23 protein-coding genes are annotated in these 26,233 nt (G+C 43.9%); 22 read left to right on the top strand and 1 reads right to left on the bottom strand.

Going from position 1 to position 26,233, the window contains the following annotated elements; all coding sequences use genetic code 11:
- Positions 1-52 precede the first annotated feature (52 nt).
- The 4 genes from ECA1_RS05905 to cls all read left to right on the top strand — a co-directional run bounded on the left by ECA1_RS05905 (position 53) and on the right by cls (position 7,011).
- Entirely contained in the window at positions 53-1,105 is a 1,053-nt protein-coding gene (locus tag ECA1_RS05905; protein ID WP_005226132.1) for a DUF7278 family profilin-like fold-containing protein, read from the top strand.
- 351 nt (positions 1,106-1,456) lie between these two features.
- Positions 1,457-4,099, top strand: coding sequence for an alanine--tRNA ligase (gene alaS, locus ECA1_RS05900; RefSeq protein ID WP_060791947.1), 2,643 nt, complete (start codon positions 1,457-1,459; stop codon positions 4,097-4,099).
- Positions 4,100-4,377: 278 nt separating this feature from the next.
- On the top strand, positions 4,378-5,520 hold the full coding sequence (locus ECA1_RS05895; RefSeq protein ID WP_060791946.1) for a cation diffusion facilitator family transporter: 1,143 nt from the start codon (positions 4,378-4,380) through the stop codon (positions 5,518-5,520).
- A gap of 24 nt (positions 5,521-5,544) precedes the next feature.
- Entirely contained in the window at positions 5,545-7,011 is a 1,467-nt protein-coding gene (gene cls, locus ECA1_RS05890) for a cardiolipin synthase (protein ID WP_015509734.1), read from the top strand.
- On the opposite strand, the gene ECA1_RS05885 is transcribed toward cls, so the two are convergent.
- A complete protein-coding gene (locus ECA1_RS05885; RefSeq protein ID WP_005226128.1) occupies positions 6,991-7,407 on the bottom strand; it encodes a ribonuclease HI family protein in 417 nt (138 codons plus the stop codon). The genes cls and ECA1_RS05885 overlap by 21 nt on opposite strands.
- A gap of 65 nt (positions 7,408-7,472) precedes the next feature.
- Between ECA1_RS05885 and ECA1_RS05880 the strand changes: the two genes are divergently transcribed.
- From ECA1_RS05880 to ECA1_RS05795, 18 genes are all read left to right on the top strand, one after another.
- Positions 7,473-7,883, top strand: coding sequence for an EbsA family protein (locus tag ECA1_RS05880; protein WP_015509732.1), 411 nt, complete (start codon positions 7,473-7,475; stop codon positions 7,881-7,883).
- A gap of 209 nt (positions 7,884-8,092) precedes the next feature.
- Positions 8,093-9,763, top strand: a complete 1,671-nt coding sequence (locus ECA1_RS05875; protein ID WP_015509731.1) for a formate--tetrahydrofolate ligase — start codon at positions 8,093-8,095, stop codon at positions 9,761-9,763.
- Positions 9,764-9,991: 228 nt separating this feature from the next.
- Positions 9,992-10,399, top strand: coding sequence for a hypothetical protein (locus tag ECA1_RS05870; RefSeq protein ID WP_060791945.1), 408 nt, complete (start codon positions 9,992-9,994; stop codon positions 10,397-10,399).
- On the top strand, positions 10,392-11,099 hold the full coding sequence (locus ECA1_RS05865; RefSeq protein WP_005226123.1) for a CBS domain-containing protein: 708 nt from the start codon (positions 10,392-10,394) through the stop codon (positions 11,097-11,099). Before ECA1_RS05870 ends, ECA1_RS05865 begins: the two co-directional genes overlap by 8 nt.
- Positions 11,096-11,581, top strand: a complete 486-nt coding sequence (gene lspA / locus ECA1_RS05860) for a signal peptidase II (protein WP_005226122.1) — start codon at positions 11,096-11,098, stop codon at positions 11,579-11,581. The genes ECA1_RS05865 and lspA overlap by 4 nt, the downstream gene beginning before the upstream one ends.
- Positions 11,565-12,473, top strand: a complete 909-nt coding sequence (locus ECA1_RS05855) for an RluA family pseudouridine synthase (RefSeq protein WP_060791944.1) — start codon at positions 11,565-11,567, stop codon at positions 12,471-12,473. Before lspA ends, ECA1_RS05855 begins: the two co-directional genes overlap by 17 nt.
- A gap of 243 nt (positions 12,474-12,716) precedes the next feature.
- Entirely contained in the window at positions 12,717-13,253 is a 537-nt protein-coding gene (pyrR, locus tag ECA1_RS05850; protein WP_005231374.1) for a bifunctional pyr operon transcriptional regulator/uracil phosphoribosyltransferase PyrR, read from the top strand.
- A gap of 19 nt (positions 13,254-13,272) precedes the next feature.
- The gene (locus tag ECA1_RS05845) at positions 13,273-14,553 is read left to right on the top strand and encodes a solute carrier family 23 protein (RefSeq protein ID WP_005226119.1); all 1,281 of its coding nucleotides are present in this window, start codon (positions 13,273-13,275) and stop codon (positions 14,551-14,553) included.
- A gap of 47 nt (positions 14,554-14,600) precedes the next feature.
- Positions 14,601-15,527 (top strand): aspartate carbamoyltransferase catalytic subunit, encoded by a 927-nt coding sequence (locus tag ECA1_RS05840; protein WP_005226118.1) that lies wholly within the window; start codon positions 14,601-14,603, stop codon positions 15,525-15,527.
- Between the two features lie 36 nt (positions 15,528-15,563).
- Positions 15,564-16,847, top strand: coding sequence for a dihydroorotase (gene pyrC, locus ECA1_RS05835; RefSeq protein WP_060791943.1), 1,284 nt, complete (start codon positions 15,564-15,566; stop codon positions 16,845-16,847).
- 1 nt (position 16,848) lies between these two features.
- Positions 16,849-17,928, top strand: coding sequence for a carbamoyl phosphate synthase small subunit (locus tag ECA1_RS05830; RefSeq protein WP_010748372.1), 1,080 nt, complete (start codon positions 16,849-16,851; stop codon positions 17,926-17,928).
- A gap of 1 nt (position 17,929) precedes the next feature.
- Complete coding sequence (gene carB / locus ECA1_RS05825; protein WP_060791942.1) at positions 17,930-21,115, top strand: carbamoyl-phosphate synthase large subunit; 3,186 nt, start codon at positions 17,930-17,932, stop codon at positions 21,113-21,115.
- A gap of 21 nt (positions 21,116-21,136) precedes the next feature.
- A complete protein-coding gene (locus tag ECA1_RS05820; protein WP_060791941.1) occupies positions 21,137-21,913 on the top strand; it encodes a dihydroorotate dehydrogenase electron transfer subunit in 777 nt (258 codons plus the stop codon).
- Complete coding sequence (locus ECA1_RS05815) at positions 21,913-22,836, top strand: dihydroorotate dehydrogenase (protein WP_005226113.1); 924 nt, start codon at positions 21,913-21,915, stop codon at positions 22,834-22,836. Before ECA1_RS05820 ends, ECA1_RS05815 begins: the two co-directional genes overlap by 1 nt.
- Positions 22,836-23,555, top strand: a complete 720-nt coding sequence (gene pyrF / locus ECA1_RS05810; RefSeq protein ID WP_015509722.1) for an orotidine-5'-phosphate decarboxylase — start codon at positions 22,836-22,838, stop codon at positions 23,553-23,555. Before ECA1_RS05815 ends, pyrF begins: the two co-directional genes overlap by 1 nt.
- Entirely contained in the window at positions 23,552-24,187 is a 636-nt protein-coding gene (gene pyrE, locus ECA1_RS05805) for an orotate phosphoribosyltransferase (protein WP_005226111.1), read from the top strand. The genes pyrF and pyrE overlap by 4 nt, the downstream gene beginning before the upstream one ends.
- Positions 24,188-24,344: 157 nt before the next feature.
- Positions 24,345-25,022, top strand: a complete 678-nt coding sequence (locus ECA1_RS05800) for a carbonic anhydrase family protein (protein ID WP_017144366.1) — start codon at positions 24,345-24,347, stop codon at positions 25,020-25,022.
- A 305-nt stretch (positions 25,023-25,327) separates the two neighbouring features.
- Complete coding sequence (locus tag ECA1_RS05795) at positions 25,328-26,230, top strand: AraC family transcriptional regulator (RefSeq protein WP_060791940.1); 903 nt, start codon at positions 25,328-25,330, stop codon at positions 26,228-26,230.
- The last annotated feature ends 3 nt before the right edge of the window (positions 26,231-26,233 follow it).

The following is a 26,233-nucleotide window of genomic DNA, read 5'->3' as shown; positions in this document are numbered from 1 at the left end:
TTCGTGGTATACTCGTTATATAGTAATTGTAGCAGATGAGAGGAGAAATGACGTGGATTTTTTTGAGGCGTTACAATGGTCAAATTGGAAGACACTGTCCTTTGAAATCAAAGAACAGCTGATCCAGCAAATTTTAATGTATTTTGTCAGTCCTTTAAAGGAGATCACCGATGTCCATTTTAGTCAGTTGACGTATGCAGGGTTGAAATGTGCTACCTTTGAATTAACGATCGATGGTGAAGACTTTGTCTTTATACCAGGGAACTCTGAGGCGATCTTAGGTTGGGATCTCGGTGTGCAAGGATTACCAGCTACTTGCTGGAGTAAAAATTGGCAGTCACCACCCAACGAGATCATTCGCCAGCTGGAAACAATCTATGAGTTAGAAACCAGCCAGGATTGGGGGATTTTTGTCAATGAGTCTACGAGCCCTTTGCGCAAAGCTGTGATTGATCCTATGCTAGTCCAAAAAAGTTCTCTGCCTGCTGGCGCAAGGTATATCGGGCAGTTAAATACAATCACTGGGGAGTTTCACGGGTTAGTCGATCAATTCAGTGTTTTCGAAAAAGAGCTAAAGGCACAATTCACAGCACCAGCGTCCTTTGAGGAAAGCTTGCGTTGGGAATTACCCGCTTTTTACCACGAAGAGAATCGCTATTTTGCTGCACTCGAGCCGTTATCGGAAACCTATCAGTTATTTACCCACGAATCCGTCAGTCAAACAGAATTGAAACAGCAGTTAGACAAACAAGGCTTTCAGCTGCTATCAGAGGATCAATGGGAATACGTTTGCGGTGCTGCGACTCGGCGACTTTTTCGCTGGGGCAATGAAAAGTCCTGCGACGATGGTGTCTCTTTGTCAACCGCTGAATTGCTTGAACCGAATTTATTTGGCTGCACCTATGGGCTTGCGGATGCGTGGGAGCTGACAGATGGCTTGTCTTTAAAAATGGAGAACTGGCAGATTTGTGGGCATCCTTTATTCGATGCCTTGCCATATGCCAGTTATTACCGTTCACGGAAAATGCTGCAGCCAGATCAAAAGCTTTCTCCCCAGAGCTATCGTTACCGCAAAGCGATTCTGATCAACAAAGAACGGATTTGAGGATTGACTTTTTCGAAACATTTCCTTATACTTTGAATGACGAAGGATATGGTCGGTTTGATGATTCATTACAGAAAGTTTTTCACTGCTGAGAGAAAAACATGAATTCGGACGGATTGCTCCCTTTGGTGCTCAACTGCAGCAGAAATGTTGCCGTCCACTCCGCGTTAACGAGTCTAAGAGGTAATGAGTCACATCATTGCAAGCAAGGTGGTACCGCGTATCGACGTCCTTGCTCTGCAATGGTGTTTTTTTATCGTCAAAATGACTCTACAGGAATAAGAGCGCCTTACCAGCAATTTTGTCAGCCCCTGTATCTTAAGCGAACACAGAAGAAAGTAGGAGAATAACGTGAAACAATTATCCAGTGCAGAAGTACGCCAAATGTTTTTGGACTTCTTTCAATCAAAAGGACATTCCATCGAGCCGAGTGCGTCCCTTGTTCCAGTCAACGATCCAACCTTATTATGGATCAATTCAGGGGTGGCAACGCTAAAAAAATATTTTGATGGCAGTGTTGTTCCTGAAAACCCAAGAATTACCAATGCGCAAAAATCGATTCGGACTAACGACATTGAAAACGTTGGGAAAACAGCAAGACATCATACGATGTTTGAAATGCTAGGCAACTTTTCAATCGGCGATTACTTCAAAAATGAGGCGATCCATTGGGCATGGGAGTTTTTGACCTCACCAGAATGGATGGCTTTTGATCCAGACAAATTATATGTCACGGTTTATCCAAAAGACACAGAAGCAAAACGGATTTGGGCAGAAGAAGTCGGCTTACCAACAGAGCATATCGTTGAGATTGAAGACAACTTTTGGGACATCGGTGCAGGACCTTGTGGACCGGATTCAGAGATTTTCTATGACCGTGGTCCTGAGTTTAATGACGTAGCGGAAGATGATCCCGAAAACTACCCTGGTGGCGAAAATGAACGCTATTTGGAAATCTGGAATCTGGTCTTTTCAGAATTCAATCATCAACCAGATGGCTCCTATGAACCACTACCACATAAAAACATTGATACGGGGATGGGGCTGGAACGAATGGTTTCCATCGTTCAAAATGCACCAACCAATTTTGAAACAGACTTGTTTCTGCCGATCATTAATGCAGTGGCAGATTTAAGCGGTCGTGTGAACTACGGCGACAGCAAAACGACAGATATCTCCTTTAAAGTGATTGCAGACCATATCCGCGCGCTTTCTTTTGCGATCGGCGATGGGGCACTTCCTTCAAATGAAGGCCGTGGCTATGTTTTACGTCGTTTATTACGTCGTGCAGTCATGCATGGGAAAAAATTAGGGATCGATACTGCCTTCTTATACAAATTAGTACCGATCGTTGGCGAGATCATGGAAAGCTACTATCCTGAAGTACTAGAACAGCAAGAATTTATTGAGAAAGTGATCCGCAACGAGGAAGAACGTTTCCATGAAACGATCAATGAAGGGTTAGATATTTTAAATCAAGTGATCGCCCAAGTAAAAGCAGACGGTCAAGATACGTTAGCTGGTCAAGATATTTTCAAATTGTATGACACTTACGGCTTCCCAGTTGAATTGACAGAAGAAGTGGCGGAAGACGAAGGGTTGAAAGTGGACCACCAAGGGTTTGAACAAGAAATGGATGCACAACGTGCCCGTGCTCGTGCGGCTCGACAAACGGAGCTTTCAATGGGCGTACAATCCGCTTTATTGACAGATATCAAAGTAGACAGCCGTTTCGTTGGCTATGATTCACTTGAAGCAAACAGCGAATTATTAGTGATCATCCAAGACGAAGCGTTACATGATTCTGTTTCGACAGGTGAAGCAAAACTGATTTTTGCCGAAACACCATTTTACGCAGAAATGGGTGGACAAGTTGCGGATACAGGCACGATCGTAGCAGAAGATGGTACGATTGTAGCGGAAGTGACGGATGTCAAAAAAGCACCGAACGGTCAGTTCTTGCATACTGCTACAATCAAAGCACCACTAAAAGAAGGCGTGAACTATTTCTTACAAGTGGATCAGCATCGTCGCAATAAGATCATTAAAAATCATACGGCTACTCACTTATTGCATAAAGCCTTAAAAGAAGTATTAGGCAGCCATGCGAACCAAGCAGGTTCATTAGTTGCTCCAGGACATTTGCGCTTTGACTTTAGTCATTTTGGGCAAGTGACCAGCGAAGAGCTGAGCCAAATGGAACAAATCGTCAACCAGAAAATTTGGGAAGCTCTTCCTGTTGTGACGATCGAAACGGATATCGATACCGCAAAAGGCATGGGAGCGATGGCACTCTTTGGTGAAAAATATGGGCATGACGTTCGCGTCGTCAATGTTGCCGATTGGTCGATCGAATTATGTGGGGGAACCCATGTAGCAAATACGGAGGATATCGGTATTTTCAAAATCGTTTCTGAATCAGGGATCGGTGCTGGTGTTCGTCGGATCGAAGCAGTGACTAGTCAAGAAGCTTATACGTTATTGCATGAAGAAGAAGCGCAATTAAAAGCAATTGCAGGGATCGTTAAATCCGCCCAATTAAAAGAAGTCGTTGCCAAAACAGAACAACTGCAAGCGCAGCTGCGTGAATTGCAAAAAGAAAACGAAGCTCTTGCCAGCAAGTTAGCAAACCAGCAAGCAGGGGATGTTTTCAAGGATGTCAAAGAAGTAAATGGTCTGCGTCTGATCACAGCAAAAGTGACTGTAAAGGACATGAACCAATTACGTCAACTAGCTGACCAATGGAAACAAAAAGACCATTCTGATATTTTAGTGTTAGCTACCGCGAATGATGGCAAAGTGAATCTTTTAGCTGCCATGAACAAAGCAGCCAACGAAAAAGGATTGAAAGCAGGCGATTTGATCAAAGAGATCGCACCTAAAGTTGGCGGCGGCGGTGGCGGCCGTCCTGATATGGCACAAGCCGGCGGGAAGAATCCAGAAGGAATCGCAGCAGCACTTGAGACAGCAGCAGCGTGGTTAGCTGCCAAGTAAGCACACTAGCTGGTTGAATCTGTACCCGCGAGTTCCTTTCCTTTAAGAAGATAGGTGAAAGTGGAGCGTAGGTCTTTAACACATTCCTTTTTTGAACGAAGATGACGGAGGGGGAGACCCTTCCGTTATCTTTTTCCTTTTTTCCTACGTGTTATCTGAAAATGCGTTTGATAATTGAAGGGAATTCGCTTTTTTTTCGAAAAAACGATACGAATAGTTGTTTAATTGAATTCCTTCGGGGTAAAATAAGAAAGATGGTTTTTTGAGAGGGTGATGATTTGCTAAACTTTTTTTTAAATCGCAGCAAAAAAAATGGTGTCTACGAACGTACAGCCATCGGGAAGTTAGCAGGTAGCCTCGGGTTGCTTTCTAACCTACTATTATTTGCTGGGAAATTTATCATTGGCTTATCTGCCCAGTCTGTTTCGATTATGGCAGATGCCATCAACAGTCTTTCAGATACCGCTTCGTCTATTTTAACATTGATCGGTTTTCGGATCTCTGCGAAACCAGCCGACAGTGAACATCCATATGGTCATGAGCGATTTGAAGCCATCAGTGGGTTTGTAGTATCTTTGATCATCACGTTTGTTGGCGGCCAATTTCTCATCAGCTCTGTGCAACGCATAATGGAACCGACGAGTATCCGTCTTTCCCCACTATTGTTTATCGTTTTGGTCTTATCGATTTTGATCAAAATCTGGCAGGGAGCGATGTACCGCAAACTGGCGAACCTGATCGGCTCTCAAACACTTAAAGCCAGCGGACAAGACAGTCTCAACGATGTGTATACAACGGGGGCAGTTTTGTTTTCAGCGACGATCGAGTGGCTGACTGGCCTACGTATCGATGGCTTTGTCGGCTGTCTGATTGCCTTGTATATTTTGATTAGCGGAATCAAAATGATTCGTTCCTTTATCAACGAATTATTAGGGGCACGCCCAACCCAAGAAGAAGTAGCTGCCATGGAGCAACGCTTGGATCACTATCCGACGATTCTCGGTTACCATGATTTACTGGTTCATAATTATGGACCGAAAAATCGCTTTGCCAGTGTGCATATCGAAGTGGATGAAACGTGGTCTTTACGAGAAGCGCATGAGGTGATTGATGCGATTGAACAAGATTTTCGCCAATCTTTAAAGGTCGACCTGGTCTGTCATCTTGATCCAGTACCAATTCAAGATCAGCAGTATCGGCATTTAAAAAAAGAAGTGTCAAAGATCATTCGCTTCGTTGACCCACAGTTACGGATGCATGATTTTCAGGTCAAAGGAGATCTGTTGGCTTTTGATTTAGTGATTCCCGCAAAATCGGCGTATAGTGATCAAGAAATCGAAGAAATGCTGAAACAAAAAATCAAAGAAACACTAGGGGACTATGAATTGAAGCTTGCTTTCGATCACAGTTACCTATTATAGGGTTACAGGATATAGGAGGAAACTATGATAAAAATGGATATGAGCATGATTTCCACGGTATTATTGGCACTTTTGTTTATTAATACGATCGCTGCCTTTATTACTGTTTTTCGGAAACCACGCTCGATTGCAAGTGTCTTTGCTTGGATGATGACGTTGGTATTCATCCCCGGCATCGGGTTCTTGTTGTACTTGTTTTGTGGTCGGGGGATCGACGGAGAAATTATTTATAAATTTAGTGAGCACCACCAAAGTAGGATCAATGAGTTGAATCAAATCATCAAAGTGCACAATTATTCTTTTCCTGAACATCCTTACTCAGATGACAATCATCTATTAGAGCGCTATTTTAAGAACCTTGATGAATCGCCCTTGACGAAAGGAAACAAAGTAGAATTTTATACAGATGGAAAAGAAAAATTTGCAGCATTGTTTGAGGACATGAAGCAAGCAGAAGATAATCTGCATGTGGAGTATTATTCGTTTTTTAATGATGAGATCGGTGGCCAATTCTTGTCAATCTTGATCGATAAAGCCCGTGAAGGTGTTGAAGTGCGTTTGGTCTATGATCCATGGGGGTCACCGAAGGCCAATCGGAAATTCTTTCAACCGTTGATTGATGCCGGTGGAAAAGTCGTGCCTTTCATCACTTCGAAGAACCTGATCCGCAACACACGATTGAACTACCATCTACATCGAAAAATCGTTGTGATCGACGGTCAAATCGGATGGACTGGCGGCTTTAATGTCGGCGATCAATATTTAGGGAAAAAGGCCAAATTTGGCTATTGGCGAGACACCCATGCGAGAATCGTAGGTACTGCCAGTTTTACACTACAAGAGATTTTTATTCGTGACTGGAACGCATCTGTAAAAAGAGAAGAGGATCAGCTGGAATACGAGGATCGTTACTTTATTCTACCGCCGAAAGAGCGCTCTGGAAATGTCGATTTGCAGATCGTCGCTGATGGGCCTGAAAGTGAGACCCAAATTCTCAAAGGCGGTTTTGTAAAAATGATCTTAGCTGCCAAAGAATCGATTTGGATCCAAACGCCTTATTTGATTCCTGATGACAGTATGATGAACGCATTGGAAATTGCCATCCACTCAGGTGTAGACGTCCGAATCATGATTCCATGTATGCCTGACCACCCATTCATTTATCGGGCAACACAGCATTATGCTAATTACTTGCATCGCCGTGGTGCAAAAATCTACATCTATAACAATGGTTTCCTCCATGCGAAGACGGTCATGATGGATGATACCATTAGTTCCTTTGGGACGACGAATCAAGACATTCGGAGTTATGCCTTGAATTTTGAAGTCAATGCCTTCGCCTACGATCACGATGTCACGCAAACGTTGAAAGGCTTCTTTGAAGAAGATATGGCACAATCAACATTACTGACGGATGAAATTTTGGCGAAGCAATCTTACTGGTTGCGCTTCAAACAAAACTTCTCTCGGTTATTGTCTCCGATCCTTTAATTTCATCGCTTTTGCTAATCCTTGGCGTGCCAAATGGTCGGCACCTTTGTTTTGACTCTCAGGGACCCATTGGATGATTGCTAAAGCGAACTGTTTCAACAAGTATTGAATTTCTGTTAAATAATCAGAAAAAGCAGGGTTTTTGGTATAATTCTTGTCGATGGTCTGCGCAACGACTTTGCTGTCGGTATAGAGCATAATTGTCTGTTCCTGTAAACCTTTGTCAATCAGCAGCTGTAACGCGTTGACCATCACAGCGAACTCTGCTTGGTGGTTGGTTGAATCAGGTAGCGGAAACGCAATTTGTTCATGCAGATCAGTACCGACAATGACGATTCCACCGCCACTAGGGCCGGGGTTGCCTTTCGTGGAAGCATCAAGATAAACTTTTAACATTGTCTCACCCTTTTTTGATATGATAAAGATAGTATACTAGAAATTTTATGTTGTGAGGAACTTTTATGAAGCGTAAATTGTATTGGCAACCGGAAGCTGCTACAGCGATCATTTATTGGTCGTTTACTATGATGATATTATTTATCAGTTTGATTCTTTCGTTAGAAAATACCAGACCTTATTGGAAAAGCAACCTCGTTTTAGCCGTCTTTTTCTTTTTTGTATGGTTAGGGATTCACCGAAGCATGCTCATCAGGAATGATTTGCTCCTGATTCGCTATGCGCGCTTATGGAAGAAAAGCCTTATTTCTTTACCTGAGATAGAAAAATGGCAAATTATAAACCGTTTAATAAGCATTACCGATCATCAAAAAACGTATACCTTCACGTTGCGTAAAAAAGATGTGGCATGGTTAGAAACTTTTTTTCAAGAAAAAATCCCTGAAAAAAGGGTGCAGATCGAAACCAACGAGTAATTCATAGGAATCTAGAAAGCAACGATCACTCCTTTTGGCGTTACAGCCTTAGGAGGGACGTTGTTTTTTGTTTACATAAAGGATTCGTGAAACTTCTTGTAAAAGTGTGAAAAATCACTCTTTCTTTCTGAATAAAATCAAGTATAATAAGAGCATAGCAAACAAAATACATTTTAAAGTGCTAAATAGTTCGTGAATTGAGGGTAAAAATGAAATCAGATATCGAAATTGCACAAGAATCAATGCCTAAACCGATTATTGAAATTGCTGAACCACTTGGTTTAACAGGAGATGACCTGGAACTTTATGGCAAGTATAAAGCAAAAATCGAATGGTCGGCAATCACCGAAAAAGCAAACAATCCACTGGGTAAACTCATTTTAGTCACAGCGATCAGTCCGACACCCGCTGGAGAAGGCAAGTCAACCGTGACCATTGGACTTGCAGATGCGTTAAATCAAATCGGCAAGCAAACCGTCATCGCCTTACGTGAGCCATCTTTAGGACCAGTAATGGGCATCAAAGGCGGCGCCACCGGCGGCGGCAAAGCACAAGTGTTGCCGATGGAGGACATCAACTTACACTTCACTGGCGATATGCATGCGATCACAGCAGCAAACAATGCCTTGTCTGCATTGATCGACAATCATATCCAGCAAGGCAATGAGTTGGGGATCGACGGACGTCGGGTCACATGGAAACGGGTTGTCGATTTGAATGATCGAGCGTTACGACAAGTGATCGTCGGTCTAGGGGGACCGTTACAAGGCGTTCCCCGAGAAGACGGTTTTGACATCACTGTTGCTAGTGAAATCATGGCGATTTTGTGCTTGGCAACAAGCATTGATAATTTAAAAGAGCGATTAGGAAAGATTTTAATTGGTTATTCTTTTGAGAAACAACCGATTTACGTAAAAGATCTGGCGGTCCAAGGTGCTTTAGCCTTACTTTTAAAAGATGCCCTCAAACCGAATCTTGTTCAAACGATTGAAGGAACCCCTGCGCTGATCCATGGCGGACCTTTTGCGAATATTGCCCATGGGTGTAATAGTGTCATCGCAACCGAGACGGCTTTGCACTTAGGCGAATACACGGTGACCGAAGCTGGGTTTGGTGCTGACTTAGGGGCAGAGAAATTTCTTGATATCAAAACACCGAACTTATCAAAGGCACCAGATGCGATCGTAGTAGTAGCGACGATCAGAGCACTGAAGATGCATGGTGGGGTCGCTGTGGCTGATTTAGGGACAGAAAACTTAAAAGCATTAGAGTTAGGCTTCAGTAATTTAAAGCGACATGTTGAAAACATGCGTAAATACGGGATTCCAGTTGTCGTTGCGCTTAATGAGTTCTCACAAGACACCGAAGCGGAGCGAACATTAGTCGAAACCATGTGCCAGCAAATCGACGTCACCATCGCACGGACAGCCGTTTGGGCAGACGGTGGTGCAGGTGGAACGGATCTAGCAAAAGCAGTGGTTCAAGTAATCGAGGAAAAACCTGCCAACTATCAACGCTTGTATACCGACGATTTGCCTTTAGCGGATAAAGCTTCTTTGATCGTGCGGGAAATCTATGGCGGGGCAGAGGTTGAGTTTGCGCCGAAAGCCAAGGCACAGTTGCAAAGCTTCAAAGAACAAGGCTGGGATCAGCTGCCGATCTGTATGGCAAAAACCCAGTATTCCTTCAGTGATGATCCAAAGCGATTGGGCGCACCAGATGACTTTACAGTAACGATTCGCGAATTCGTGCCAAAATTAGGGGCTGGCTTTATCGTAGCCTTGACAGGTGCCGTGATGACGATGCCAGGATTACCGAAGAAACCTGCCGCCATCAATATGGACGTGACTTCTGATGGCCAAGCGATCGGTCTTTTCTAAAAGAGCTATCACAAACAAAGAAGGCATTCGCGGCATTTGAAACGGAAAAACGGAAAGAGATGATTTGAAAGGACGGGTGCAAGCGGCATTCGTCTTTTTCTCGTTCATTAGACGTGATGGAAGATAAAAGTAGGGATTCTTGTTATAATAATCAAGGAAGCAAGCAAAAGTCTATTTTCTTTCTTTTGATAATCAAGTATACTTAACCAATTGAGGTGATCTTTGTCAATGGAGCTACAACTAACTAGGAGGACTGGTTTTTATGGAATGGGCAGTCCCTTGGAGGTCATGCAAGGAAAAAAAAGAATCGCTGCCATCAATCATCAGCAAACGATTTTTTTGGCGCTGGCTGAGCGGACGCCGATTCGTGTGCGCATGTTTTTTTTAGAAAGTCAGCCTTTTCAGTTACCAAAAGGCCAATCAGCGCTCAAGCTGGAGGTCGTGATGAATCCTGCGCTTAAAAGAATATATATCGGCTTTTATTTAAGCCTTTTTCTCATGATGGGGGTATTGGGCTTATTATCCATCTCCCTTTACTCGTTGCTTTTTGTCGGTGTGTATTTAGTGGCATATTTTGTCTTTGTTTTGATTTATTTAAAAAAAGCGTATCTTATCAAGGAGGTTCCTCATGGCTAGTGGTGCAGATCAATTTTTGAGCAGTTTTAATCGAATCGAAAAGCGGCTTCGTGACGAATTGGATAATCCGCGGAATATGGGTTTTTCTGAAATGGTTCGTCGCTTGTCAAAAAGCAAAAATATCAATGTCAGAAGAGCAGAAGATGATCTATTACAAATGGCTCAGCTGCGCAATGCCATCGTACATGAAAAAATCGGAGAAAACTTTGTCATTGCGGAACCGAATGAATGGGTTGTCAATCGCATCCAAGAAATTGAACGCTCCTTACTGGCACCTGAAAAAGTCATGCCGCGTTTTGCGAAACGAGTGACTGGTTTTGAAAAGCACCTGCCATTACCAGAGTTATTGAAAATCGTTGCCCAAAAGCGCTATTCACAATTTCCGATCTATGATAATGGTCGATTTTTGGGCTTGATCACCTTGCGGATGCTGGGATACTGGTTAGCGAAAGAAAGCCTCCATGGTGAAATCAAGTTGGCAGGCAGAACGGCAGATGAATTATTAGCAGGAGATGGGAAACGATCGAATTATTGTTTCGTGTCGGCTGAAACGACCATCGTAGAAGTGGAAGAATTGTTTCAAAAAAATGCCCTGCTTGAGGCGGTTTTGATCACCAAGGATAAAAATCCGAATGGAAATCTCTTGGGCATCATCCGTCCGCGAGATATTTTTAAAGAAGAAAGAGTGGAAAATTTATGATCGCGTTGTTTTTTTTGTTAAGTGCTGTTGTCATTGGCTTGGATCAATGGCTGAAAATTTGGATCGTTGCCAATTATCAACTGGGTGAAACACATTCTCTGATCGACAATGTGTTGTCCCTGACCTATCTTCAGAATACGGGCGCAGCTTGGAGTATTCTAGAAGGAAAAATCACCTTTTTTGCGATCATCACCGTTATCGCGGTTGCTGTTGTTGTTTACCTATTGTTTCGCTACCAAAAAAGCAGCCTATGGTTTCGTTTCGGACTGGCGTTTGTTCTAGGTGGGGCGATCGGTAATTTTATCGATCGGTTGCAGCATGGCTTTGTGGTCGATATGTTCCAGCTTGATTTTATCAATTTCCCAATTTTCAATATCGCTGATATGTCATTAGTGTTCGGGGTGATCTTGATTTTTATTTATGCACTGGTAGATGACGAAGCAAAAGGGAAACAAGGAGAATCAAATGGAAAAGCAAATTGAAGTAATCATTAAAGAAGAAAAAGGGCGGGTCGACAAAGTGTTGGCTGAACGCTTGCCAAATCATAGTCGGTCACAAATCCAGCAGTGGCTAAAAGAAGATGCGGTCACATTGAAGGGCGAAACGGTTCGGGCAAATTATAAGGTAAAAGCAGGTGATCACTTGATCATCCAAGTACCAGAACCTGAAGTTGTAGACTTACAACCAGAAAATATTCCTTTGACGATCGTCTATCAAGATGCTGATGTGGCAGTCATCAACAAACCGCAAGGGATGGTGGTTCATCCATCCGCTGGGCATCCAAATGGCACCTTGGTTAATGCATTATTGTACCATATGGATGATTTATCCACGATCAATGATGTTGTTCGGCCAGGAATCGTTCATCGAATCGACAAAGATACGTCGGGTCTGTTAATGATCGCCAAAAATGATCAGGCGCACGAGTCGTTAGCGAAACAATTGAAAGACAAAACATCGTTACGCAAGTACGTAGCATTGGTTCATGGTACGATCAGCCACGAAAAAGGCACCATCAATGCACCGATCGGTCGATCAAAAGTCAATCGCAAAATGCAAGCCGTGATCGAAAATGGTAAACCCGCTGTCACTCACTTCACCGTGTTGGAGCGCTTCGAGCAGTTCACCTTAGTAGAACTACAGCTGGAAACAGGAAGAACCCATCAAATAAGAGTCCACATGCAGTACATCGGTTTTCCGCTAGCTGGCGATCCGCTATATGGACCTAAGCGCACGCTAAAAGGCAATGGGCAGTTTTTACATGCCAAGCTTCTAGGCTTCACCCACCCAACAACAGGCGAGTCGCTAGTCTTTGAAGCGCCATTACCAGAGCTGTTCTCGGATACGTTAAAAAAATTGCGAAAAAATGATTGATTTTTTTGTGTGAGAACTGTATAGTAATTGTAACAACTAAATAGCTCCTTTAAATGTAGTCCCGTGAGGCTAAGAAGGAATGAGTAAGCAGACGACTCCCGCGTTGGAGATTCGAACCCTTACTAGATGATAACGTGTACCCAAAATCCACAGAATGGGATTTTAGGCAACGATCGGAAAACATGACTCCTACCTCAAGCAGGTAGGAGTTTTTTTATGTTCAAAATTAGGAGGGAATAACATATGGCAGCGAAAGAAGTAGTAGATGCAGTAACAATGAAACGAGCGTTAACGCGGATCACCTATGAAATTATAGAAAGAAATCGCGGCATTGATAACTTGGTGCTGGTAGGGATCAAAACCCGCGGCATCTATATCGCGCAACGAATAGCAGAACGTTTAAAACAACTAGAAGGCGTAGAAGTACCTGTCGGTGAATTGGACATCACCTTGTACCGAGATGACAAAAAGACAGAAGATGATCCAGAGATCCATTCATCAGACATCCCGACTGCCATTGATGGCAAAGAAGTCATCTTGATCGATGATGTCTTGTTTACAGGACGGACGATTCGGGCAGCTTTGGATGCAATCATGGATATTGGTCGACCAAAAAGAATCTCACTCGCCGTTTTAGTTGACCGCGGTCATCGTGAACTGCCGATTCGGGCAGATTTTGTTGGAAAAAATATTCCAACTGCTTTAAGTGAAGAAATTATCGTGGAGATGGAAGAATCAGATGGTTCTGACCGGATCATGATCAATAAAGAAAACGACTAGGAAGAAGAGTGACAGCAACATGCAGAAGCAAGAATTTCGTAATCCAGACGCAGTTTTAGACATCAAAGATCGGCCCAAAGCACTGCCTTGGTTAGGCCTAAGCTTACAACATCTTTTCACGATGTTTGGGGCAACCGTTTTAGTTCCGATCCTCGTTGGGATCAACCCCAGCATCGCATTAGTTAGTTCAGGTATTGGAACATTGGTTTACTTGGTTACGACGAAAGGGAAGATTCCAGCGTATCTAGGCAGCAGCTTTGCGTTTATCGCAGCGATGCAGATGCTGATGAAATCTGACGGCTACCCAGCTATCGCACAAGGCGCCATCACGACTGGGTTGGTCTACGTGATCGTTTCGATGATCATTAAACGTGCAGGTGCTGCTTGGTTGGATAAGATCTTACCACCGATCATTGTCGGCCCTGTGATTATGGTGATTGGATTAGGGTTAGCTGCTAACGCAGCTCAGAATGCGATGTACAATGACTCAGTCTACGATTTCAAGTACATTCTGGTAGCGTTGGCTACCTTAGGATTAACGATTTTCTTCAATATGTTTCTGCGAGGGTTCTTAGGACTGATTCCGATCCTTCTGGGGATCGTGGGCGGATACTTGATCGCCTTAGCAGCGGGAATCGTCGATGTACAGCCCATCATTGACGCCAACTGGTTTGGCATGCCGAGCTTCGAGATTCCCTTCATTAACTATGAACCAAAACTGTATCTGAATGCGATCACGACGATGGCACCGATCGCTTTTGTTACCATGACCGAACACATTGGTCATCTGATGGTCTTGAACAAATTAACGAAGCGGAACTTTTTTGAAGAGCCAGGCTTGAACCGAACACTTTTGGGCGATGGTTTTGCTCAAATCGCAGCCGGTCTCGTTGGGGGACCCCCAGTGACAAGTTACGGAGAAAACATCGGGGTTTTAGCCATTACACGCGTCCACAGCGTGTTCGTCATCGGTGGTGCGGCAATTCTAGCCATCGTACTAGGCTTCGTTGGAAAACTAAGCGCATTGATCTTAAGTATTCCTGGTCCAGTCATCTCAGGGATCAGCTTCCTGCTCTTTGGCGTCATCGCTGCCAGCGGGTTGAAAATTTTGATCGACAATAAAATCGATTTTGATCGTAAAAAGAATTTGATCATTGCGTCAGTGATCCTTGTGGTAGGAATCGGCGGGCTTGTCTTCACGGTCGGGACCTTCACCTTATCCGCAATGGCGTTAGCAACTGTCCTAGGAATCTTCTTGAATCTTATTTTACCTGACAGCTCCCGCAGCGAAGAAAAATAACTTGTGCCAACTCATCGTTTAAACAGAATCAAAGGAGGAATTCATTCATGATTATTCAATCCGAAAGAATCAGCTTAAAGCATCTTTTGACGGTCGAAGCATTGACGGACCGTGAAGTGATGGGACTCATCCGCAGAGGACAAGAATTTAAAAGAGGGGCGAAATGGATGCCCCAAAAAGAACAATATTTCGCAACAAATCTCTTTTTTGAGAACAGTACCAGAACCCACAAAAGCTTCGATGTTGCTGAGAAAAAACTAGGGATCGAAGTCATCGAATTTGAAGCCTCCACCAGCTCTGTTCAAAAAGGCGAGACCTTGTATGACACGGTCTTGACGATGTCGGCTTTAGGTGTAGACGTTGCGGTCATTCGCCACGGCGATGAAAACTACTACGACTCTTTGATCCAAAGCAAAACGATCCAGTGCAGTATCATCAATGGTGGGGACGGCAGCGGCCAACACCCTACGCAATGTTTGCTAGATCTGATGACGATCTATGAAGAGTTCGGGCACTTTGATGACTTGAAAGTCGCAATCGTAGGCGACATCACCCACTCACGGGTCGCGAAATCAAACATGCAAATGTTGAAGCGTCTCGGCGCGAAAGTCTTCTTCTCAGGTCCAAAGGAATGGTATGACGAAGAATTTGAAGTATACGGTCACTGGATGCCACTCGACGAATTGGTCGCAGAAGTCGATGTCATGATGATGCTTCGTGTCCAGCACGAGCGCCATGATGGAACGGAAAGCTTTTCAAAAGAAGAATACTTAAAAAATCACGGGTTGACCGTCGAACGCGCCGCAAGAATGAAAGAGCATGCGATCATTATGCACCCAGCACCAGTCAATCGCGATGTGGAGTTAGCTGATGCCTTAGTTGAAAGCTTACGCTCGCGCATCATCACCCAGATGTCCAATGGCGTCTTTGTTCGAATGGCAATTCTTGAAGCGGTGTTGAACGGTAAGGCCTAACAGGCAAAAAGGAATGAATTAGAGGAGGAAGTTTACATGAAAACACTCATTAAAAACGGTAAAATCATCAAAAAAGACAATCACTGTGTGCCTGCAGCAATTTGGATCGAAGACGGAATCATTCGCGGGATCGGTACAGCATTTCCCGAAACAGATTTTGACGAAGTCATCGATGCCAAAGAGCAATTGATCACACCAGGTTTAGTGGATGTTCATGTACACTTCAGAGAACCGGGCTTTGAATACAAAGAAACAATCGAAACGGGCAGCATGGCAGCCGCTCGTGGCGGGTTTACGACAGTTTGCGCAATGCCAAACCTTGACCCAGTTCCTGATACACCAGAAAAATTAGCAGCTGTTTACGAAAAAATCAACGCAGCTGCATCAATCAATGTCTTACAATACGCCCCGATCACCGAAAACTTGCGCAGCGAAACGTTGACGGATGCAGCTGGAATGAAAGCCGCGGGGGCATTTGCCTTAACAAATGACGGTGTCGGGGTTCAGACTGCTGGCACAATGTATTTGGCAATGAAGCAAGCCGCCGAAAATGACTTGGCCTTGGTTGCCCATACAGAAGATGATTCCTTACTCTTTGGCGGCGTGATGCATGCTGGTAAAAAAGCAGAAGAACTTGGATTGCCAGGGATCTTGAGTGTAACAGAAGCTTCTCAAATCGCTCGGGATGTGCTTTTGGCGGAAGCAACAGGAGCCCATTACCATGTCTGCCATGTCTCTACGAAAGAAAGTGTTCGAGTGATTCGAGATGCCAAAAAAGCTGGGATCCATGTGACAGCCGAAGTTTCTCCCCACCATTTGCTTCTCATCGATGAAGATATTCCTGCCGATGAAGGCTTTTGGAAAATGAACCCACCGTTACGTGGGCAAGAAGACCGTGAAGCGTTGATCGAAGGTCTGTTGGATGGCACGATCGATTGTATCGCGACGGATCATGCCCCACATGGCTATGAAGAAAAAATGCAAAGCTTTTTAAAAGCACCATTTGGCATCGTCGGATCAGAATATGCCTTCCAATTGTTGTACACTCATTTTGTGAAAACAGGACGCTTTACCTTGCAGCAGCTAGTGGATTGGATGACCGTGAAACCAGCGTCGCTCTTTGGTCTAAGTGCTGGAACGATGATGGTCGGAGACAAAGCCGACCTGGCAATTTTTGACTTAGAATCAGCTTATAACGTGGATCCTAAGCAATTCCTATCAAAAGGAGTCAATACGCCTTTCGGTGGATGGACGTTATATGGGGATACGAGTTATACATTTGTAAATGGTAAAACAGTATGGCAAAAAGGTGGGCAATAATATGAAGCGTTGGCTTATTTTAGAAGATGGAACATACTTTGAAGGCGAAGGGTTTGGTGCCAGTGTCAATGTTTTTGGTGAGATCGTTTTTACCACAAGCATGACAGGGTATCAAGAAGCCATTACGGATCAAAGCTTTAACGGACAAATCATTACGTTTACGTATCCGATGGTTGGCAATTACGGCGTCAACCGAGACGATTACGAATCAATTTCACCAACTTGTAAAGGGGTTGTTGTGAAAGAACACGCGCGTCTAGCGAGCAATTGGCGGAAACAGCTGACGTTAGACGAATTTTTAAAACGCAAAAATATTCCAGGGATCGCAGGAATCGATACACGAGCGTTGACGAGAAAGATTCGTCAACACGGAACCATGAAAGCGAGTATCGTTGATGCAGGCGATGTCTTTGATCATGCCTTTGATCAATTAAAAGCGGCGGTTTTACCAACCAATCAAGTGGCACAAGTTTCTACCTCAAAACCTTATCCAAGTCCTGGAACGGGTCGCAATATCGTGGTTATCGACTTCGGCTTGAAGCACAGTATTTTACGGGAGTTGTCACGCCGCAACTGCAATTTAACGATTTTGCCATACAATACGACAGCCCAAGAAATTTTAGACCTCGCACCAGATGGTGTAATGCTGACGAATGGACCAGGCGATCCCAAAAGCTTGCCAGAAGCAATTAAAATGATACAAGGGATTCAAGGTAAGGTACCAATCTTCGGGATTTGTTTAGGCCATCAGCTCTTCTCATTAGCGAATGGGGCAGATACCTATAAAATGAAGTTCGGTCACCGTGGATTAAACCATCCGGTAAGAGAGATTGCCACTGGTCGGATCGATTTTACCTCACAAAACCATGGCTTTGCTGTGGATGAAGCATCCATCGATCCAGAAAAACTAATGGTGACCCACGTCGAAGTAAACGATGGCACGATCGAAGGGGTTCGTCATCGCCGTTACCCAGCATTCAGTGTCCAATACCACCCAGATGCGGCACCGGGCCCGCATGATGCAGTCCACTTATTTGACGAATTTTTAGAGATGATCGATGCATGGAAGGAGCAGAACTAATATGCCAAAACGTACAGATATCAAGAAAATCATGGTTATCGGTTCTGGACCGATTATTATAGGACAAGCGGCAGAGTTTGATTATGCCGGCACACAAGCTTGTTTAGCTTTACGAGAAGAAGGCTACGAAGTGGTGTTAGTCAATTCGAATCCCGCAACGATCATGACGGACAAAGAAATTGCTGACAAAGTCTACATTGAACCAATCACATTTGAGTTCGTCTCACGGATTTTACGTAAAGAACAGCCTGATGCAATTTTACCGACATTAGGCGGACAAACGGGCTTGAATATGGCGATGGAATTAGCCAACTCAGGTATTTTGGATGAATTAGGAATTGAGTTGCTAGGAACTAAATTAGCAGCAATCGACCAGGCAGAAGACAGAGATCTATTCAAACAATTAATGGAAGAATTGGATCAACCGATCCCAGAATCAGAAATCGTGTCAACGGTGGAAGCAGCAGTTGAATTTGCGAAAAAAATCGGCTTTCCAATCATTGTTCGTCCAGCATTTACGCTAGGGGGAACGGGCGGCGGCATGTGTAACAATGAAGAAGAACTTCGCCAAATCGCTGAAAACGGCTTGAAGCTCTCGCCAGTGACCCAATGCTTGATTGAACGGAGTATTGCTGGATATAAAGAGATTGAATATGAAGTGATGCGAGATTCTGCTGACAACGCGATCGTCGTTTGTAATATGGAAAACTTCGATCCAGTCGGTATCCACACCGGCGATTCCATCGTCTTTGCGCCGAGCCAAACTTTGTCAGACCATGAATACCAAATGTTACGGGATGCCTCATTAAAAATCATCCGCGCGTTAAAAATCGAAGGTGGCTGTAATGTTCAATTGGCGCTTGATCCTCATAGCTTCAACTACTATGTCATTGAAGTAAATCCACGGGTCTCGCGTTCCTCTGCGTTAGCAAGTAAGGCTACAGGGTACCCGATTGCAAAACTGGCAGCGAAAATTGCCGTCGGTTTAACATTGGATGAAATGAAAAACCCAGTCACAGAAACCACCTATGCAGAATTTGAACCCGCCCTTGACTATGTCGTCGCAAAAATTCCTCGCTGGCCGTTTGACAAGTTTGAAACTGGGGAACGTCGATTAGGAACACAAATGAAAGCGACGGGTGAAGTGATGGCGATCGGTCGTAATATTGAAGAGTCATTATTAAAAGCCGTTCGTTCATTGGAGATCGGCACACACCATATCGAAATGAAAGAATTAGAAGCTCTTTCTGATAATGATCTGATGGAAAAAGTCATCAAGGCGCAAGATGATCGCCTATTCTACGTCATGGAAGCCATCCGAAGAGGGTACACCATCGAAGATTTGAACGAAATGACGAAAATCGACTTGTTCTTCTTGGATAAGATGCTTCACATCTTTGAGATCGAACAAGCATTAGCAAACGAACCACAATCCCTTGATGTGTTGAAAAAAGCCAAGCAAAACGGCTTTACGGATAAAAAGATTGCTGAGCTGTGGGAAACCACGGAAGCTGAGATCCGCACGCTGCGTCATGAGCAAAAGATTTTGCCCGTCTACAAAATGGTAGATACATGTGCCGCAGAATTTGAATCAGCAACACCTTATTTCTACAGCACCTATGAGTTTGAGAATGAAAGCAAGCGCAGTGAAAAAGAATCTGTTCTTGTCCTAGGTTCTGGACCGATACGAATCGGACAAGGGGTGGAGTTCGACTATGCAACAGTGCACTCGGTGAAAGCGATCCAAGCTGCTGGCTATGAAGCGATCATCATGAACAGTAATCCTGAAACGGTTTCGACTGACTTTTCTATCTCCGACAAGCTGTACTTTGAACCATTGACCTTAGAGGATGTCTTACACGTCATCGACTTGGAACAACCCATTGGGGTCATCGTCCAATTTGGCGGGCAAACGGCGATCAATTTAGCAGAGCCTTTAGTAAAAGCTGGGGTCAAAATCTTAGGCACCAGCATTGAAGATCTTGATCGTGCCGAAAATCGTGATCTCTTTGAGCAAGCATTACAAGCGCTAGATATTCCTCAACCACCAGGGGATACAGCGACGAATGAACAAGAAGCGATCGCCATCGCTCAAGAAATCGGCTATCCTGTTTTAGTCCGCCCAAGTTATGTCTTAGGGGGACGTGCGATGGAAATCGTGGAAAACCAAGCCGATTTAGAAGATTATATGCGTCATGCAGTGAAAGCATCACCAGAACATCCTGTTTTGGTCGATCGTTACTTGGTCGGTAAAGAATGTGAAGTCGATGCTATCTGTGACGGCAAAACTGTTTTGATTCCTGGAATCATGGAACATATCGAGCGTGCAGGGGTCCATTCAGGAGATTCAATGGCGGTCTATCCACCACAAAATCTTTCGGATGAATTAATTGCTACGATCGAAGAATATACCAAACGCTTGGCATTAGGTTTAAATTGTATCGGTATGATGAATATCCAATTTGTCATCCATGAGAACAAAGTGTATGTCATTGAAGTAAATCCTCGTGCTAGCCGAACCGTACCATTTTTAAGCAAGGTAACAGAGATCCCAATGGCACAAATTGCCACGAAGGCGATTCTCGGGGAAGAGATCACAGCGTTAGGTTATCAAGACGGACTTGCCCCAACACCAAATGAAGTACACATCAAAGCACCTGTCTTCTCCTTTACAAAACTTTTAAAAGTCGATACTTACTTAGGCCCTGAAATGAAATCAACGGGTGAAGTAATGGGATCAGACAAAGATTTGGCAAAAGCACTTTATAAAGCTTTTGAGGCATCAGGCCTGCATATTCCTGAATTTGGAAAAGCACTTTTCACCGTTGCAGACGAAAGCAAAGAAGAGGCAGCAGCACTGGCAGCGCGTTTCGAAGAGGTCGGCTTCACCTTATTGGCTACCAATGGAACCGCCGATTACTTTGAAGAAAAAGGACTACAAGTGACTCGGGTTGCCAAGATTTCCGAACAGCAAGCAGAAGAAACGGTTGTTGATTTGATCCGTAAAGGAACGACCCAAGTAGTAGTCAATACCATGGACAAAGATCGCCAAAATGCAACGGAAGACGGATTTATCATCCGCCGTGAAGCGGTGGAACATGGTGTACCGACCTTTACTTCTCTTGATACAGCGGATGCGATTCTAAAAGTGATGGAATCCCGCAGTTTTTCAACGAAAGCAATTTAACGCAGATAAAGGAGTTTTTTGATGAAGCAAGAAATCATGACCATCAGCAAACAGCGTCAACTGGCACCGCGGATTTTTGAAATGACATTGACGGGTGAATTAGTCAATGAGATGAGGACCCCAGGGCAATTTCTACACCTGCGGGTTCCTCAAAATGCCTTTCTTCTTCGCCGACCGATCAGTATCAATCATATCGATGCTGAGAAAAAAGAATGCCGAATCATTTATCGGGTTGAAGGAGATGGCACAAGAATTTTTTCAGAAATGACTGTTGGTGATGCAATCGATGTGATGGGGCCGTTAGGAAATGGGTTTCGCTATCATCATTTAAACCAAGGGGACACTGCATTTATCGTAGGGGGCGGTATCGGTGTACCGCCGCTCTATGAATTATCGAAACGCCTGACGCAACAAGGCGTCCACGTCATTCACTTTTTGGGCTTTGCCAGCAAAGACGTTATGTATTATGAAGAGGAATTTCGCGCACTGGGAGATACGAGGATCGCTACCGATGATGGCAGCGCGGGTTTACAAGGAAATGTTGGCAACCTGTTATTAGCTGCAGAGCAAACACCTGCGGCGGTCTTTGCTTGCGGAAATAACGGTCTTTTAAAAACCACCGCCCAGCTTTTCGAAGACCTTCCAGATGTTCAATTATCCATGGAGGCGCGAATGGCTTGCGGGATGGGTGCCTGTTATGCCTGTGTTTGCCATACGAAAGATGATGAACAAGGCACAAAAAGTGTCAAAGTTTGTGACGAAGGGCCTGTATTTCAGGCGAGAAAGGTGGTCATTTAATGTCGATCAATGTCGAGCTACCCGGATTGAGTCTAAAAAATCCGATCATGCCTGCCAGCGGCTGTTTTGGGTTTGGTGCAGAATATGATAAATATTATGACATCAGTCAATTAGGTGCGGTGATGATCAAAGCGACCACACCTGAACCACGTTTTGGCAATCCGACCCCAAGGGTAGCTGAAACGCCTAGCGGTATGTTAAATGCCATCGGGTTGCAAAATCCTGGGTTAGAAGCGGTCATGAATCAAATTTTACCCGACTTAGCTCAAAAACACCCCGATTTGCCAATCATCGCGAATGTTGCCGGTTCGACCGTCGAAGATTATGTTCTTGTGTGTCAGGAAATCAGTCAGGCAGAAAATGTCAAAGCGATCGAATTGAATATCTCTTGCCCGAACGTCAAGCATGGCGGCATCACGTTCGGAACCGATCCTGCGGTTGCTGGTGCATTGACTGAAGCGGTCAAAAAAGTCTCGCAAGTGCCGATCTATGTCAAACTTTCGCCGAATGTGACGGATATCGTCCCAATTGCGCAAGCGATCGAAGCAGGCGGCGCCGACGGGTTTACGATGATCAATACACTTTTAGGCATGCGGATCGATCTAAAAACACGGAAACCAATTTTAGCTAACCAAACGGGGGGCTTGTCTGGTCCGTCAATCAAACCAGTGGCGATTCGCCTGATCAAACAAGTGGCGCAAGTTTCTCAATTACCAATTATTGGCATGGGGGGCGTGATGTCAGTGGATGATGTCCTTGAAATGTATCTGGCAGGTGCTAGTGCTGTTGCAGTCGGAACCGCAAACTTTACCGATCCTTACATTTGCCCAAAGTTGATTGAAGAATTGCCTATACGAATGGCAGAATTAGGAATCCCTTCTTTGGAACAGCTGATAAAAGAAGTGAGAGAGGAGCACATGTGATGAGTGAACGGCCAATTATTGCCTTAGATTTTCCTAACAAACAGGCTATTGAAACTTTTTTAGCGCAATTTCCTAAAGAGGAAAAGTTGTTTGTGAAAGTGGGAATGGAGATTTTCTACCAAGAAGGACCAGCGATTGTTACTTGGTTAAAAGACTGTGGTCATGATATTTTTTTAGATTTAAAACTACATGATATTCCCAATACAGTAGGACGAGCAATGGAACGCTTAGCCTCTTTAGGTGTGGCTTTGACGAATGTTCATGCAGCCGGTGGGATCGAAATGATGACTGCTGCTAAAAAAGGCCTGCAGCAAGGAACCCCCGCAGGGCACAAAGTTCCTGATTTGATTGCAGTTACCCAATTGACCTCCACTAGTGAGGCACAAATGCATCATGATCAGCAGATCATGACGTCACTGCAAGAAAGTGTCATGCATTACGCCACTTGTGCCCAAAAAGCTGGGTTAGACGGTGTTGTTTGCTCCGCTCATGAAGCAAAGCAGATCAAACAAAGGACAACGGATGCCTTCATACGCTTGACGCCTGGTATCCGACCAGCTGGCAGTGAAGTTGGTGATCAAAAACGGATCATGACACCTGCACAAGCTCGTAAAGCAGGGGCTACCATGATCGTTGTGGGACGTCCAATCACCCAATCTAAGGCACCGTATGAAAGTTATCTGCAAATAAAACAAGAATGGAAGGAAGCTAGCCAATGAAAGAACAATCCAATCAAATCGCCAAAGATCTTTTAGACATCGAGGCGATTTTCTTACGACCGAATGAACCATTTACTTGGGCAAGCGGCATCAAAAGCCCTATTTACTGCGACAATCGAATTACTATGAGTTATCCACATGTACGTCGCGCCATTGCGAAAGGCTTAGCTGCAGTCATCAAAACGACTTACCCAGAAGCAGAAGTGATTGCAGGGACCGCAACAGCTGGGATTCCCCATGCTGCATGGGTCGCTGAATTGTTAGATTTGCCAATGGTTTATATTCGCAGCAAAGCAAAAGAACACGGTAAAGGCAATCAAATTGAAGGGCGTATTCAACCAAATCAAAAAATGGTCGTCATTGAAGATTTATTGTCAACAGGTGGCAGTGTCTTAGAGGCTTGTGAAGCAGCCAAAAGAGAAGGAGCCGATGTATTAGGCGTCGCTGCGATCTTTACTTACGAGCTGCCTCAAGTCCAAGAAAACTTTGATCAAGCAGGTTTATCCTATGTGACTTTGACAAACTATACAGCGTTGATCGAGTCGGCTTTAGAAACGGGTGCTATTCAAGAATCTGATGTTGCCCTGTTACAAGAGTGGCGTAAAGATCCTGCTGCTTGGTTGAGTGAATAAGGAATTGAAATAAGAAACGGATATGTGAGGGAATGACCAAGCATATTCGTTTTATTTTTACCTATTTTCTGATAGCATTGGGAGAAAGTTTTTTGATAGGAAGGGCTATACCTTGCTGTCAACTTGAATTAGGAGGCTGTTTTTTTTGAAAAGAAATATGGACGTTCCCTGGAGTTATTCCGGAGACAATGGACCTGAACATTGGCACACTTTGTGCGACTGGTATGCACAAGGTGCCGAATTTCCTTACCAATCCCCAATCGCTTTAGTCCACGATGAGACCGAAGAACCCATCGATCAGGACTTGGCTTTTCACTATAAACGAGAGCGGTTCACGGAAAAAGAATTCAAAAATACGATTCACTTCGTTCCTTATAACAAAGAAAGCTATGTCACATTTAAAGGGATCAACTACTATTTGACGGATATTCATTTTCACATGCCGTCTGAACACATTATCGATGACGAGCAGCAAGAGTTAGAGTTTCACCTCGTTCATATGAATGATGACGGAGAAAACTTGGTGGTGGGTATCTTATTCAAACTGACGGATAAACTCAACTGGATCTGCAATCAGCAAGACGACAGCATCTGGGACTTTGAGAACCACACCCAATGGTTTGATCCGAGCATGTTCTTGCCAGAACGCACCCACCATTTTCATTATGTTGGTTCCTTGACGACCCCACCAACGAAAGGGCCAATCAACTGGTTTGTCTTTGACTGGATTGGGGAGATGAGCCGTCGCTTCATTTTAGAATTCCGCGAAGAAGTATTAGAAAATAATAATCGCCCATTACAAGACCGCAAAGATCGGCCTATTTATTTCTATTGATTTATAAAAATGGTTCCTTTTACGTATTTTTTCGGACTTCTCTTCTGATTATCCTATAAAACCCGACGTAGTGGGAACCTTCAAGCAATACAATAGTTTAAAACGAACGGAAAAAAAGACGAAAATTCTCGTCTTTTTTTATTTTCATAGCCATCGAGCACAAAGGCTATGCTAAACTAATTAATAAGCAGGTTCTAAGCATTCGTTTTATTGTGAAATAAAACACAATTAAATCAATTGAAAAAGAGCAGACACGGTAAAGCTTTTTTAGCGAATTATTTTATAGTAAAAGAAAGGAAATTCATATGCATGCATGGGAGGCAATCCAAAAATCAATCGATTATATTGAATACAATCTTACCGAGCCATTAGAGATCGAAACGTTGGCGCAAGTTGCATCATTGTCCGTTTTTTATTATCAGCGCTTATTCACTCGTTTGGTTAAAATTTCTGTTAGGGAATATATAAAACTGCGTCGTTTGGCAAGAGGTGCGCTTTTATTGAAAAACCAAAAGAAGCGAGTCATTGATGTCGCTTTTGAAGTCGGCTTTAGCAGTCATGCCGTTTTTTCAAGAACGTTTAAAACGGTCTATAGAATTTCACCCTCGCTTTATCAGAAAAAGCCCATTGGCTTACAAAACTTTGATAAGCCAGATCTTTCATTAGGCTATATTGTGACGGAAGAGGGTATCCCATTGATCAGTGAAGGGGTTGTTTTAGAAATCCAGAAAAAAAGCAATCCGCATCCGCTGGTCTTCTATGGTGTCCTCGGTTACTACCCATTCAACTATGGGAAAATGCTAGGGCAACGAACAGGGATCGACCCGATTGAAGAAATTTGGCATGAATTTCTTCAAAAGATTGCCAATCAACCGGGAAAAGCCAACTACCAGATCGGTGTTTCGTTTCCAGGAGATGCTCCAGAAGGCTATTCGAGTTACTTTGTTGGCCAAGTAGGTGATGACTCACAGGGATCGACCTTCAGTGAATGGACGCTACCGGCTCGGGATTACGTTGTTTGCAGTTTTGATACGATTTCAGAGCAACTGATCATCAATATGGGGAAGGCGATGCGCTATACCCGTTTCTGGTTAAAGAAGAAGGGGTGGATTGCTGAGGATTTTTTCCCTGAGCTTTATCAAGAAAGAGAAAATCATGTCGTTCATGTTGAATTATGGATTCCTTTTAAAAAAAGAAGTGAGATGTAAGGA

This window comes from Enterococcus casseliflavus NBRC 100478 (genome assembly GCF_001544095.1).
In the GTDB taxonomy this organism is placed as follows: Bacteria; Bacillota; Bacilli; order Lactobacillales; family Enterococcaceae; genus Enterococcus_D; species Enterococcus_D casseliflavus.
Note: the sequence above shows the minus strand (reverse complement) of the source record. Positions and strands in the feature narration are given on the sequence as shown.